This is a genomic window from Phycisphaerae bacterium (assembly GCA_024102815.1).
Taxonomy (GTDB): Bacteria; Planctomycetota; Phycisphaerae; order UBA1845; family UBA1845; genus JAGFJJ01.
Map to the genome: position 1 here is coordinate 55,577 of JAGFJJ010000018.1, position 13,749 is coordinate 69,325.

Sequence of the window (13,749 nt, forward strand, 5' to 3'; positions counted from 1 at the left end):
GTCTCACGATTTCCGACCCATGTTTATCGGTCCTCGAAAACCGAAACCTGAGCGCAGGAGCTCTGAGTGGCATTTCATAATGTAGGACTTGTACCGATTTCTCAGGCGCCCCGCGATGAAACACGGCGTAAGATGAAGCGCATGCCTCCCCCACGGCTGTATTGTCCGGTCCTTTCCTCAGGGAGCCTTACCCTCTCACCGGAGGAATCGCATCATGCCGTCAACGTTCTCCGGCTCGGCAAGGGCGCGCGCGTCGTGGTTTTCGACGGTGCCGGACGGGAGGCGGAGGCGGAGGTGGAATCGGCCGACCGCCGACGGCTTCGAGTGACCGCGGAGACGGTCATTGAGTACCCGTTCGACGCCCCCCTGCGTACCACCCTGGCCGTGGCCGTTCCCAAGGCGCATCGCCAGGGATTCCTGGTGGAGAAATGTACCGAGCTTGGTGTCGAGGCGATCTGGCCGCTCATGTCCAAATTCAGCGTGGCCCGCACCGGAGCCGGCGGCGTCGAGCGTCTTCGGCGTCGTGCGATCGAAGCCGCCAAGCAGAGCGGGCGGAGATGGCTTCCCGACGTTCGTGCCGCGATGACCTTTCAGCAGTGCTGCCAATTGTGGTCGCAGTTCGACTGCGTGGCACTGGCTCATCCGGGATCACCCAATGGTGAACTCTGCGATATCCTGGACGGCCAGCCCTTGCCCGGACGCATGTTGGTCATGGTCGGTCCGGAGGGCGGATGGTCGCCCGAGGAGATCCGCCAGTCACGGACGAACGGCGCCCGGTTCATCGGTCTGGGCGACTCGGTCCTTCGCACCGAAACCGCCGCCTTGGCCGTTTGCGCCGTAATCTTCCTGGCAGCGAATCGAGCCGACCGATCGCAACCCTCTTGAATAACGCCGCAGCCGACCGGTGGCACGCTCGCCGCGAACAGGCAGGTGTTCTACAATCGGGCCATGCGCCTCATGCGGGAAATCCGTTGCTTCCCCGAGAACCGAGGCCGCGCCTCCGCGACCGGCAACACCTGGTCGGGAATGCCGGCCCGCCCGACCGCCGACCGTTTCTGGTGCTTGCGAGCGGTGGTCGAAGGTCCCGTAGATGAAAAGACCGGGTACCTGTGCGACATCAGGGAATTGGACGCCCTTCTTCGCGAAGTCGTGATGCCGATCCTCGACGAGCACGAGCTTCGCGGGCCGGGTGGGGCGCTTCGCCGGGCACTGGCCTCGGCGAGATTGGATGCGCCGGAAGGAGCGCCGCTGCGTTCATTGGAATGGGCCGTCTCCCCCTACCTGCGATTTTCCATTCACCAGGAGCAACCGGACATGGTGCGGGTTACACAGTCATTTGAGTTCGCCGCGGCGCACCGCCTGGCATTAAACGACCTGAGCGACGAAGAGAACCGGCAACTCTTCGGCAAGTGCAGCAACCCGCACGGCCACGGACACAACTACATCCTCGAGGTGTCGGTCAACGTGTCATCGGGTGACTCGTCCCCCACGACCCTTCCCCTTGCGGAGTTGAACCGCGTCGTGCAGAAGCATGTGATTGAGCCGTTGGATCACCGCAATCTCAACTCGGAGTGCGCCGAGTTCGCCCACATGAACCCGACGGTGGAGAATATCGCCAGGGTCATCTGGCAACGCCTCGAGCACCAGGTTCCTTTCGGGGCGCTGGCGTCGGTCAAAGTGTGGGAGACTCCCAAGACTTGGGCCGAGTACACGGATTCGCGTTGACCGGACGCGCATGTTCGTATCCGGCACGCCGGCGCAGGCTTTGCGCTCCCACTGATCCCGTCCTCGGAGCCCGATAGCTCCGTGGCGTTTTGTCGCTCCCCAGCTTCACTTTCCCCCGACATTCTTTGAGTACCGGCGAGGACCCTGCGCCACCTGACTCAATATTGTACGTTCTAACAGGAAGGCCCCAGGCGTCGCAGATTGGTGCGCTGTTCAGGAGGCCGGTCGGGGGTGCGCTCAGTGAGGGGGGAAGCCGATCCCACGTCCAGGCGAGGAATTCGCGAATCTTTCGCGTGGCGAACCGGCCGCGCCCACCTGGCTGCCGCGCTGACCATCACGCTCGTCTTCTTGTACGTCGCCAGACTGATTCATCACCACCGCGAGGCAGAGGGCCAACTGGAGCGGGCCCGCGTCTGCGCCGCCGCGCTGGCTCCCGGAGCAGACGGCGATTACGCCGAAGCCGTCGATCGTCTGCAACGCCGGTACCCCTGGCTGTTGGGCGTTGGCGTGCTCAGCAGCAGCGGACGCCTGGATCGTCTGTACCCGGACGATCCCTTGCTGCATCGGTCCGCAGAGGCCGCGGCGACAAGCCGGGAGGAAATTTTCTCCGACATCGCGCGAAAAGACGGCGCCGATGTGGGTATTCGCTCCGTGCGTGTGCCGCTGAACGGAAGCGATGACCCGACGGCGACGGCGGGACTGTTTCTCTTCTATGACGGCGCGGGCGGAATGCAGAACGCCCTGCTGATGACGGCCGTTGTTCTCGTCACCGGGACCGCATTCTTTCTCCTGGCTATCTCGCAGGTCCGCTGGTTCCGCCAAGAGGTCTCAGCCCCGCTCAGAGAGCTCTCCGGCGCCGCACGCACGGACACGCCGCCTGGAAGGGCGCGCTCGCAGCGCGTGATGCGCTGGCGCGAGATGGCCGATCTGGCCCATGGCATCGCCCATATACGCGAGGCGCTGGAGGGAGCCCGCCAACAGGCAGAGGCTGCGGAGCGAAACGCAGAGGTCAGACTGAAAGAGCGCGAAGCGGGATTCGATCGCCAACTCCGGCGAGCACTTGATCAGGCCATGATCGACCCGCTCACCGGATTGCGCAACCGCCGCTACCTCGATCATGAGCTGGAACGACTATTCGCGGCGCAAAGCGCCCGCAGCGAGTGCCTTGCGGCCATCATGCTCGACCTCGATCACTTCAAGTCGCACAATGATGCCTTCGGGCACAAGGCCGGTGACGAAGTGCTCCGCTTTGTCGGCGAGTTGATCCGCAGCGCCATCCGCCCCACCGACCATGGCATTCGCTATGGCGGCGACGAGTTTCTGATCCTGCTGCCCGGCGCGGATGAAGCCCAGGCCGAAGCCATCGCGGAGCGCATCGTCCGACTCTTCTCGCAATACGCCGTCGTACTGCCGCGCCTGGAGTCACCGCTGAGCATCAGTGCCGGGGTGGCCTCGACCAAGGATCGGACATTCGCCAACGGGCTCGAGCTGCTCGCCAAGACGGACACCGCGCTGTACCAGGCGAAAGCCGGCGGTCGAAACACGGTCGCCACGGCCTGCGCCTGACGCGACCAACTGCCTCACGGGTCCGACTCGACACTCCTCACTTTCTCCTCCGCCGTTGCGGTTGAATACTCCTTCCCAGCGGGCTAGCCTGTTGCACATCTCGTCGTGCTGCGCCGTGCCGCGCGGCGTTTCCGCCGAGTTCGCCCAGGAAGCTCGCTTTGCTCAACAAACCTCCGTTGTCACCCCTCTCCCTGAGCGTCTTCTTCCCCTGCTACAACGAAGAGGCCAACGTCGAAAACACGACGCGGGCGGCCGTTCAGGCACTGGAGCGCATCGCCGACGACTACGAGATCATCATCGTCAATGACGGGAGCAAGGATCGCACCGGCGAAATCGCCGACCGGCTCGCTTCGGAGATTCCCCACGTTCGCGCCGTTCACAACCGGCCGAATCTCGGCTACGGCGGCGCCCTTCAGGCCGGCTTCCGCGCCGCGACCAAACCCTGGGTCTTCTACACCGACGGCGACGGGCAATTCGACTTCGAGGAAATCGACAAGCTCCTCCCCCTGCTGCGCGAGTTCGACATCGTCAGTGCGTACCGGACCGACCGGCAGGATTCCGCGGTGCGCAAGTTCAACGCCTGGGGCTGGACGGTTCTCTCCAACCTCGTCCTCGGACTGCACTTGCGCGACATCGACTGCGCCTTCAAGATTTACCCGCGAAAGCTCTTCGACGAGATTGAGATGAAAAGCATGGGGGCGCTCATCGACGCGGAGGTTCTGGCGCGGGCGAGTCGCCTGGGCTACCGCATCGGGCAGATCGGGGTGAGCCACCGGGCGCGGGTCGCGGGGAGTCAAACCGGAGCGAATCTCAAGGTCATCCTCCGGGCGTTCCGCGAGCTGTTCAAGCTGCGGCGGGAGATAGTGCGCACCGGCAAGAAGGCCTGAACGATCCGGCGCCGGCATTTCAATGCCCGCATACGCCATTTCCTTCCATGCATACGTCGGGTAAGCTGTCCGGCATCGGGGAATGTCGTTGTTTTTCCAAGGAAGCAATGCCATGACTCAATTACCGCTGAGTCCCCCACCATTGCCGGATTCCACGCCCGAGTCGATTTCGGCCGATCTGAGCTGCATTCACTGCGGATACAACCTACGCGGGCTCTTCCCTGACGGGCGATGTCCGGAATGTGGAGAGCTGATCCAGGACTCGCGCCAGGGCCATTTGTTGCGGTACGCTGATGTCGAATGGCTCAAACGCCTGCACTTCGGCACGAGGCTGAAGTACTGGAGCATCGGAATAACGATTCTGCTGAACCTCATGGCCGGGGCACTCGTGGCCTTTGGACCCCCGGGTGAGTTGTTCAGGGTCATCGGCCAGATCGGCGCCGCGCTCGGGCTTTGGGCGACGATGTGCATTACCGCCCAGGAGCCGCGTGTCAGCCTCGAGGAAAACCCGGTGACGTTGCGCAAGGTCGTGCGGGGAAGCGCCTGGGCGGCGTTCACCTGCGGACTCGTCGGCGTGATGGACCCGAACGCTTCCTATTTGATTACTCCTTTCATCGCGGTGCTGAGCGGCTTGGCCGGGATCGTTACGTTCGGCGGTGAACTGGTCTATTACCGTCGATTTGCCGTGCGCATACCGGACGAGAAGCTGGCGAAATCTACGCGGAATCTGTTCTGGTATGCCATCACCGTCGCGACGCTGTGGGTCGTCATGATGGGCGTAGTCGCCATACTCACAACCGTTGTCGCCAAGCCACCGCCGTTGCCCGGTACAGCACCACCCCCGATGGGTGGCGTACTGATGATGATACTCGCCGGGGGGACCCTCGTGTTGTCGCTCATGATGCTCATCGGACTGCTCTGGTACGTGCGAATGCTGATTCGCTATCGCAAGGCGTTCGCCGAGGCGATCGAAAACCGGGGTGTGTAATCATCGAATGATCTTTCGCCGGCAAGCAGTGCGCAAAAAGAGAGCATCAGATGCCATTCACTGGAATCGCTGAGATACTCACGTGATGGAGGTGCCGCTCGCCCATCAGGACGCTCCGCCCGCGGACGACTGCTATTGCGCGCGGTGCGGCTACAACTTGCGCGGGCTCGACCCGGCGGGACGATGTCCGGAATGCGGCGAGCCGGTCGTGCTGTCCCACCGCAGCGACCTGCTGCGGTTTGCGGATGCCGGCTGGCTGAGACGGATGCGTTTCGGCGCGGGACTGATCATTTGGAGCGAGATAGCCGACGTCGTCGAGCGACTGGGAACAACGATCCGAATATCAGGAACGTGGCAGGACAACGTGCCCTGGTTCCTACTCGAGTATTCTACCTATGTGCTGTTGGTACTGGGAACGTTCTTCGTTACCGTGCGAGAACCTCGCAAGGCGTTGAGCGAAGGGACTTTCTCGCTGAGGAAATGGATCCGCGGACTGGTCGCGGGTAACCTAGCAGTTGGCTGCGTTGCAATCATCGTCGAAGGTCTCCCAGCCATTCTCGTCTTCGTGATTAATTTCGCGGCCGCTTTGGCAATTACCGCCGCGTTTCTGGGCCTATTCCTCTACATTCGCCAACTCGCCATGCGGATCCCCGACGCCAAATTGGCCAAGAGAGCAACGTTGCTGTTCTGGTATCTCGCGACCACCAAGGCGATCAGCGTGTTGCTGGGCCTGGCGCTGTTGCTCGGAACCGGTGACACATCGCTCACCATCAAGTTCAAACTCTCGACGAGCGCCGTTGTGACTACATGCGTCAATGGTCTGCTTGAGTTATTCGCATCCGTCTTTCTCATCGTAACCATGTTGCGCTACTTCAGGTCTCTCACGCAATCGCTCGAGATTCAGGCGAGGTGGCGCTCGGCCGTCCAGCCCGTTCATGTCGCGCCGGACTGAGGGTACGGAAACGCCAATGGTTCGCGGGTGCGGGCGCAAGTTCAGAGTGGATCGTCCGCACGGCGGTCCCTACATTCTCCCCACGTGCAGACTCGTTTCGTATTCGATGACGACTTGGCCGTCATGGGCGTGACGATCGAAGAGCTCGCGCAGAGCGGACATCATCGATGAATACGAAGGGTGGTCGGCGTTGGGCATGTAGGAAGCCGACAGCGTCCGCCCGCGCAGGCCGTCCCAGTCGCAGGCCTGGGCGTTGGGAAAGACGCGGTGCGTGACTTCGCCGCCGGCGAAGAAGCGCAGTATCCGGCCGTCGGATTCGGCTTGTTGATGCTTCACGCTGGCGTAATCGATGGCGAACGTCTGCAGGAAGGCCTCGTATTCCGCCAGGAACGGCGTGTCCTCGCGGCGGTTGTTCCAGATCAGGGCGGCGCAACACGGCGGGCGCAGAATCCGCAGGGCCTCGGCCCGGGCACGCTCCACATCGAACCAGTGAAACGCCTGCGCGGCCGTGAGCCAGTCGACGCTCGCATCGGGCAGCGTAGTGTGCTCGCTCGATCCGGCAACGGAGTGGAAACGGGATTCGCCGCGAAAGCGATCCTCGGCCGCGCGACGCATGGCCTCGTTGGGCTCGACGCCGTAGACCTCGTGGCCGCGCCCCAGCAGCAGCGCGGTGAAGATGCCCGTACCCGAACCGATGTCGGCAACGACATGCTCGGGCCGCAGATCGAAGTCTTTCGCCAGGCAGTCCAATAGCGCCGGCGGATACCCCGGCCGGTAGCGCACGTAGTCATCCACGCGGCTGGAGAACCGCGCCGTAGAATCGCAACTGGGCATGCGAACTCCATTCCCACCGGGAAAGGGACGCTCCCTCGATGCGAGCCGCAGGCTTCAATCTGCACGGACGCTCGCCCCGGGGTGCATCAAATTCCACGCGCGGCGCTGCACCGCAGACGAGACCTACTGCGGATTCCAATCCGGCAGGCGGCCCGGCGTCCACGGCGCCCCGGCCTGCTCGAGCTTCTCCTCGACGCGGGATAGATCACGATCAATGCTCTTGAATTCGCTCAGCAGGTCGGCGAAAGCCTTGCTCGTGCGCTTGTAGTCTTCTCGCTGCGTTTGCGTCGGGGCCGAGGTGGAATACCACGAGCTGTACACGATGCTCATGGTGCGTTCCATGATGCTCAACGGCGACGGCTCGTCCCGGCCACGCAGTGTCGGGTCGCCGGTCAGCTTGACCGAGGCGTCCGCCAGCCGCGTCTGGAGGTGCTCGATGTCCGTAAGGATCGAAGCGTCGGCGCCCGGGGTTTCGAGCACGGCCCGCTGGGCATGGGTCATGCGGCTCTTCATCTCGCCCACGACCTTGGCCGTCCCGCGAACCACGCGCTGCAGCTCGGCAACCTTCTTCTGAAAAGCCAGAAGCTCCGCTTGATCCGGAGCCGGAAGCGTCGCATTCTCCAGAGCGACCACCTCGAACGACTGCGGCTCCGTCATCGCCGTGAATTCTCCGTCACGGCTTAGCGCCAGAAACGCCTGGTACGTTCCCGGCAGAGCGAGCGGACCGGATCGATCCGGATCCCACGGTGCGGCCTCCTCGGTCTTGAGCTCTATTGGGTCGGCCGAGGGATAACGCAAGTCCCAGCTTACACGGTGGATTCCCTTCTCTCGCGGAACCGGCAGACGACGAATCACGCCGCCGTTTTGATCCTGCACGACAAGCACCACCTGAGGCTGCTCTTCGCGATCTTCCGCCCGCAGATCGTCATAGGATGGATATTTGGGCTCCTTCCCGGCCTTGACCGCTTTCTTCTCCGCCTCCTGGCGCTCTTCCTTGAGCGTCTTGATCTTCTCCTTCAGGTAGACGGTGAACACCGCGCCGAATGGAGGGTTGGGCGCGGCGAAATAGGCCGCCCCCTGCCAGCCGCGGCCTTCACGCCCGCCCAGCCGGTTACGCTCGATGTAACGCAGCGCCGGTTTGATGGGGTAAATCGCCGCGTCCTTCTCCAGAATGTCCGGCGTGGCCCGAAGCGGAGTGTAGTCGTCCAGAATGTAGAACCCCCGCCCGAACGTGGCGAGGACAAGATCATTCTCGCGCTCCTGGATTTCCATGTCGCGAACGGCAATGGTGGGAATTCCGCCCTTGAGCTTGATCCACTTCTGCCCGCCGTCGCGCGTGAAATACACGCCGAATTCGGTGCCCACGAAGAGCAGCTCGGGAAGGACAGGATCCTCACGCAGTACGTAGGTATAGTCCTTGTTCGGCAGGTCCCCCGCGATCGACGTCCACGTGGCACCCCGGTCCGTGCTCTTGAGCACATAGGGCTTGAAGTCGCCGTTCTTGTGGTTGTCGAACAGGGCGAAGACCGTATCGGCATCGTGGCGGGAAGCAGTCAGTCCGCTGACATAGGTCTGGTCGGGAACGCGTGGAAACACGGATATTGTCCGCCAGTTCTTTCCGCCGTCCTCCGTCACGTGTACGAGCCCGTCGTCGGTGCCGACGTAAATCAACCCTTCCACCATGGGCGACTCGTCCAGCGAAACGCAGTTGCCATAGAACGACGTGGAGGCGTTCTTGGCCACGGCGTCCACGCTCCACAGCTTGCCCATGACCTTGAGCTGGTTGCGGTCGAGCTTGCGGGAGAGATCGCCGGAGATGGCCGTCCAACTGTTGCCGCGATCATCGGATCGATAGAGCTTCTGCGCTGCGAAATAGAGACGCTCGTGATCATGCGGACTGATGATCAGCGGTGAATCCCAGTTCCAGCGGAGCGGATCCTCGCCGGGCGCCTCGCGCGGCTTGATGTCGACCCGCTCGCCGCTCCGCCGATCGTAGCGAACCAAGCCGCCATACTGCCACTGGCTGTAGACAATGTTGGGATCCTTCGGATCGACCTGTGCCTTGAAGCCGTCGCCTCCGACGGTGACAAACCAGTCGCCGTTGACAATGCCCACCCGGTCGAGCGTCCGCGAGGGTCCGCCCAGCGTGTTGTTGTCCTGCGTGCCGCCGTAGACGTAATAGAACGGTTCGCCGTTGTCTATCGCCACACGGTAGAACTGCGTCACAGGCAGGTTGGCCATGAACCGCCAGTGCTGCCCGCGATCAAAACTCTCGTAGACTCCGCCGTCGCAACCCACCAGGTGATAGCTCGTGTCGTGCGGATCGATCCAGAGGGCGTGGTCGTCCACATGACGATCCTCCCGCGGGGCGCGCTGGAACGTCTTCCCCCCGTCCTCGGTGACGTGCATGAACGTATCCAGCGAATAGACCCGACCCACATCCAGCGGATCGCAGACGAGCTCGTTGTAATACTGCGGGCTCGACGACATGTATTTGTTCTGTTTGGTCCAGCTCTCGCCGCGATCCGTCGAGCGGAAGAAGCCGCCCTTGTCGTCGGCAGCTTCGACGATGGCGTAGACCACGTCGGGATCGGCCGGAGCGATGCACAACCCGATGCGGCCCTTGTCCACATCCGGCAGACCCTTGGTCAGCTTACGCCACGTTTTTCCCGCATCGGTGGACTTGTACAGCGCGGATTCCGGCCCGCCGTTGATCAGCGTCCAGACGTGCCGCCGGCGCTGGTAGGCCGACGCGTAGATCACGTCCGGGTCGCGCGGATCCAGGTGCACCTCGTTGACACCCGTGTCCTCGCTGATGTTGAGAACGCGCATCCAGTTCTTGCCGCCGTCAGTGGTCTTGTAGAGCCCGCGATCGCCGCCGCTGTTCCACAGTGGACCCTGCGCGGCCACGTACACCACATTGGAGTCGCGCGGATCAATCGCGATCATGCCGATGTGCTCGGATTCTCGCAGACCCATGTTCTCCCAGCTCTTGCCGCCGTCGAGCGTGCGGTAGACGCCGTCGCCGAAGTCCACGCTGCGCTGGCTGTTGTTCTCACCCGTCCCCACCCACACCACGTTATCATTGTGCGGGTCCATGGTGACGCAGCCGATGGAGAACGAGCCTTCCCCGTCAAACACGGGCGTGAAGGTCGTGCCGCCGTTCTCCGTCTTCCAGACACCGCCGGAGGCGACCGCGACGAAATAGTGCGCGCGGTTGCGCGGACTCACCGCAAAGTCGCCGATACGGCCGGAGGACATGCCCGGACCGATGCCGCGGAACTTCAGCCCCGCGAACGTCTCGGCCTTCATCTTCTCACCGTCGTCCTCCGCGGCCGCGGCTTCCTTCGCCTCGACCTTCAGCGCCCACGACGCGGAAACAACAAGACCAACGGCAAGCAGTCCCAGTACGAACACCCTTGATGTACGATTCATGAAGATAACCCCTTCGTTGAAGCCGGCGTCGTCCCATGGCGGTACGCCAAATCGACGTGGCGCGGGCGCCGCTATCGTTTCTATCGGACGCCGGGTCCTCGACATGAAGCTCGGGCGGCCGATGTGAATGAGCGTTTCCCCTCCGCCCCCGGCAGGAGAATCGAGCAGAAGCGGAACCTGTACTATAGCGAAACGGATGGGGCCGCTGCAAAACACCGCCCGCAATGGCGTCGAAACCTGTCGGTGTCGGTCGCATTCGCGGCGCCGCCGCGGCGAAAGCCGGTTTCCGCAACCCGCAGTCCAGCCCGTGCTCCCCGCCGACAACTACCCAACCACGTGCCGGGGCGTTACGCTTCGTTCTTGCCCTCAGGACGCACCACCGCGTCCGTGTTCCAAACATTCGGAGAGAATCATGAACGCACCCGCCCGCGTTGCCGTCGCATCCGCACTGACGGTCGCCCTGATGCTGGGATGTCAGCACCCCCTTGCCCGCGCCTCCAGAAATGGGACGGCCTCTGGCTCTGCGAATCTCCCATCCGAGGCGCCGCACCAAGCCACGGAACCGGTCAATCGTGTCACGACCCTGACATCCTCCGATGCGGCATCCCCCTCGGAAAGCGAATCACCGCGCCTGTCCGCCACGGTGGGCGAGGACGGCCATCGCCTTCTGCGCGAGGATGACCTGCGTGGACTCCCCTGGCGCAGCATCGGACCGGCCAACATGAGCGGGCGCGTGTCCGACTTCGCTGTCGCGCCGAGTGACCCCAAGACCTTCTTCATCGCCTACGCCACCGGCGGATTGTGGAAGACCATCAATTTCGGCACGACTTTCCAGCCCGTGTTCGACGAGTATGAAACCGCGTCGATCGGGGCCGTGGCCGTAGCCGACGCCCCGGAGAATTGGTCCGGCTGGGCTGCGGAGGAATCCAAGAGTGACAAGCCTTTGACACCGGGAGAGCCGGAGAAACCCCGTGCAGAGCGCGGCAAGGGCAAGATCGTGTGGGTGGGAACGGGCGAAGGAAACGGGCGGAACAGCTCTTCCTGGGGCAACGGCGTCTACCTCTCCACCGACGGCGGCGCGAAGTTCACCTGGGTCGGATTGAAGGAAACGCACGACATTCCCCAACTCGCGATCGACCCGCGTGATCCGGACACGGTGTACGTCGCGGCGATGGGCCGTCTGTGGGGACCGAATCCGGAGCGCGGGCTGTACAAGACCACCGATCGCGGCAAGACATGGAAGGCGGTCTTACAAGTCAACGACCTGACCGGCTGCTGCGACGTGATCATCGATCCCCGGAATCCTGACACGGTTTATGCCGCCATGTACACGCGGATGCGCACGCCGTGGAGCTTTCGCGGCGGCGGTCCCGACGGCGGCATCTTCCGCTCCGACGACGCCGGAGCGACCTGGACGAAGCTCACCGAGGGGCTGCCCGGCTCCACCGGTCGAATCGGGCTGGACGTATTCCGCAAAGATCCGCGCATCGTATACGCCTCCGTGGAGTCGGATGAAGGCGGTCGGACCATCGACGCATGGCATAACTACTCCCGCTCCGGCGGCATCTTCCGATCCGAAGACCGCGGCGAAACCTGGACGCGCATGAGTGACCTCTCCCAGCGCCCCTTCTATTTCTCGCGCATTCGCATCGACCCGGAAAACGATCAGCGCATCTACCAGCCGGGCTGGACGCTGGCCGTCTCCGACGACGGCGGGCGGAACTTCCGCGCCGGACTGTCGCGCATCACCCACGTCGATCTGCACGCTTTCTGGATCGACCCCGCCGACCCCAAGCATCTGCTCCTCGGCACCGACGGCGGCGCATACGTCTCCTACGACCGCGGCGAAAACTGGGATTTCTTCAATCACATGCCCGTGGGACAGTTCTACAACGTCGCTTTCGATATGTCCGACCCCTATCGCGTTGGCGGCGGGCTCCAGGATAATGGCTCATGGATCGGACCGAGCGAGAGTCTTCACGAAACCGGCGACGATACGCTTGGCGAGGAGGGCTGCGCCATCACCAACGCCGACTGGACGTTCGTCTACGGCGGAGACGGATTTCATGTAGCCTTCGATCCGGTGGATGCCGACATCATTTACGCCGAATTGCAGGGTGGCGATCTGAGCCGCATCCATCTGGACACCGGCCGAAGAAAAAAATTGAACCCCGCCCCCAAGGAGGGCGAGCCCCGCTTTCGCTTCAACTGGAATACGCCTTTCTTCATTTCTCTCTTCGACCACACCACGCTCTATGTCGGCGGGAACTACGTCTTCAAGCTCACCCAGCGCGGCGACCAATGGGAACGCATCAGCGACGATCTTTCCGCAAACGACATTGACAAGGTTGTGAGTGTCGGCTCGGAGGCAGAAACCTACGGCACCGTCGTATCCCTGGCAGAGTCCCCGCTCGCACAGGGGCTGCTCTGGGCGGGTACCGACGACGGCCGAATTCACGTCACTGCCGACGACGGCACGTTGTGGACGGACGTCACCCCGCCCCAAGTGGACGGACGTTACATCGCGGAAATCGAACCGTCGCATCATGCTCGCGACACCGCGTACATCGCGGTCGATGGCCACCGCTCGGCGGACTACGACCCGCTCCTGCTGGTCACCGAAGATCTCGGTAATACGTGGCGTGCGGTCACCGGCAACCTGCCCGCCGGCTGGTCGACCAGGGTCATTCGTGAGGATCTCCGTAACCCGGACGTGCTCTACGTCGGCACCGAACAGGCCATGTGGCTGAGCATCGATCGCGGAAGAACCTGGACGAAACTCAACGGCAAGTCGCTGCCCACCGTGCGCGTCGACGACCTGAAGCAGCATCCGCGGGAAATGGACCTCATCGCCGGCACCCACGGCCGGTCGATCTATATTCTCGACGACGCCACGCCCTTGTCACAGCTTTCTCAGGAGGTACTCGACGCGCCGTTGCACTTGTTCGACATTCCCGACGCCAAGCCGCGCATCTTCATGCCCCTGGGTGGCATATGGACTCAGCGCATCTTCTGCGCCAAGAATCCGCCCATGGGCGCTTACGTCAGCTACTGGCTTCGCGAAGCGGCGGTCGATGAGGTCAACATCGTCATCAAGGATGAATTTAATAACACGATTCGCAAGCTGAGCGGCGCCAACCGTCCGGGCATCAACCGCGCGGTTTGGGACCTCCAGCTCGACAAGCACGACCAGTTCGGCAATCCGGAGCAATGGCTCGGACAAACGCGTTTCGTACCACCCGGCCGATACACTGCAACGGTCACGGTAGGCGATCAGAGCGCTACCAAGTCATTCACGGTATTGCCCAGTCCGATCGAATATGACCGTTAATGCGACGGTGCCGGAAGGTATGGTCCGCCGC

The 13,749-nt window shown here is 62.9% G+C and carries 9 protein-coding genes; 7 read left to right on the plus strand and 2 right to left on the minus strand.

The window, feature by feature from the left end:
- The first annotated feature begins 141 nt into the window (after positions 1 to 141).
- From J5J06_05940 to J5J06_05965, 6 genes are all read left to right on the plus strand, one after another.
- A complete protein-coding gene (locus J5J06_05940; GenBank protein ID MCO6436611.1) occupies positions 142 to 885 on the plus strand; it encodes a 16S rRNA (uracil(1498)-N(3))-methyltransferase in 744 nt (247 codons plus the stop codon).
- 432 nt (positions 886 to 1,317) lie between these two features.
- Positions 1,318 to 1,725 (plus strand): 6-carboxytetrahydropterin synthase, encoded by a 408-nt coding sequence (locus tag J5J06_05945; protein MCO6436612.1) that lies wholly within the window; start codon positions 1,318 to 1,320, stop codon positions 1,723 to 1,725.
- Positions 1,726 to 1,956: 231 nt separating this feature from the next.
- Complete coding sequence (locus tag J5J06_05950) at positions 1,957 to 3,291, plus strand: GGDEF domain-containing protein (protein ID MCO6436613.1); 1,335 nt, start codon at positions 1,957 to 1,959, stop codon at positions 3,289 to 3,291.
- A gap of 176 nt (positions 3,292 to 3,467) precedes the next feature.
- Entirely contained in the window at positions 3,468 to 4,178 is a 711-nt protein-coding gene (locus tag J5J06_05955) for a glycosyltransferase family 2 protein (protein ID MCO6436614.1), read from the plus strand.
- A gap of 112 nt (positions 4,179 to 4,290) precedes the next feature.
- Positions 4,291 to 5,166 carry a hypothetical protein gene (locus J5J06_05960; GenBank protein ID MCO6436615.1) on the plus strand — a complete coding sequence of 292 codons (876 nt, stop codon included), beginning with the start codon at positions 4,291 to 4,293 and terminating at the stop codon, positions 5,164 to 5,166.
- 82 nt (positions 5,167 to 5,248) lie between these two features.
- A complete protein-coding gene (locus J5J06_05965; protein MCO6436616.1) occupies positions 5,249 to 6,118 on the plus strand; it encodes a zinc ribbon domain-containing protein in 870 nt (289 codons plus the stop codon).
- Positions 6,119 to 6,187: 69 nt separating this feature from the next.
- On the opposite strand, the gene J5J06_05970 is transcribed toward J5J06_05965, so the two are convergent.
- Positions 6,188 to 6,952, minus strand: coding sequence for a class I SAM-dependent methyltransferase (locus J5J06_05970; GenBank protein MCO6436617.1), 765 nt, complete (start codon positions 6,950 to 6,952; stop codon positions 6,188 to 6,190).
- Between the two features lie 123 nt (positions 6,953 to 7,075).
- Entirely contained in the window at positions 7,076 to 10,387 is a 3,312-nt protein-coding gene (locus tag J5J06_05975) for a glycosyl hydrolase (protein ID MCO6436618.1), read from the minus strand.
- 412 nt (positions 10,388 to 10,799) lie between these two features.
- Between J5J06_05975 and J5J06_05980 the strand changes: the two genes are divergently transcribed.
- Positions 10,800 to 13,718, plus strand: coding sequence for a glycosyl hydrolase (locus J5J06_05980; GenBank protein MCO6436619.1), 2,919 nt, complete (start codon positions 10,800 to 10,802; stop codon positions 13,716 to 13,718).
- Positions 13,719 to 13,749 lie beyond the last annotated feature (31 nt).

What these genes read in the sequence shown, in the direction of transcription:
- J5J06_05940 (MCO6436611.1), top strand. Translation starts at nt 142, where the DNA reads ATGCCTCCCCCACGGCTGTATTGTCCGGTCCTTTCCTCAGGGAGCCTT.
- J5J06_05960 (MCO6436615.1), top strand. Translation starts at nt 4,291, where the DNA reads ATGACTCAATTACCGCTGAGTCCCCCACCATTGCCGGATTCCACGCCC.
- J5J06_05970 (MCO6436617.1), bottom strand. Translation starts at nt 6,952, where the DNA reads ATGCCCAGTTGCGATTCTACGGCGCGGTTCTCCAGCCGCGTGGATGAC.
- J5J06_05975 (MCO6436618.1), bottom strand. Translation starts at nt 10,387, where the DNA reads ATGAATCGTACATCAAGGGTGTTCGTACTGGGACTGCTTGCCGTTGGT.
- J5J06_05980 (MCO6436619.1), top strand. Translation starts at nt 10,800, where the DNA reads ATGAACGCACCCGCCCGCGTTGCCGTCGCATCCGCACTGACGGTCGCC.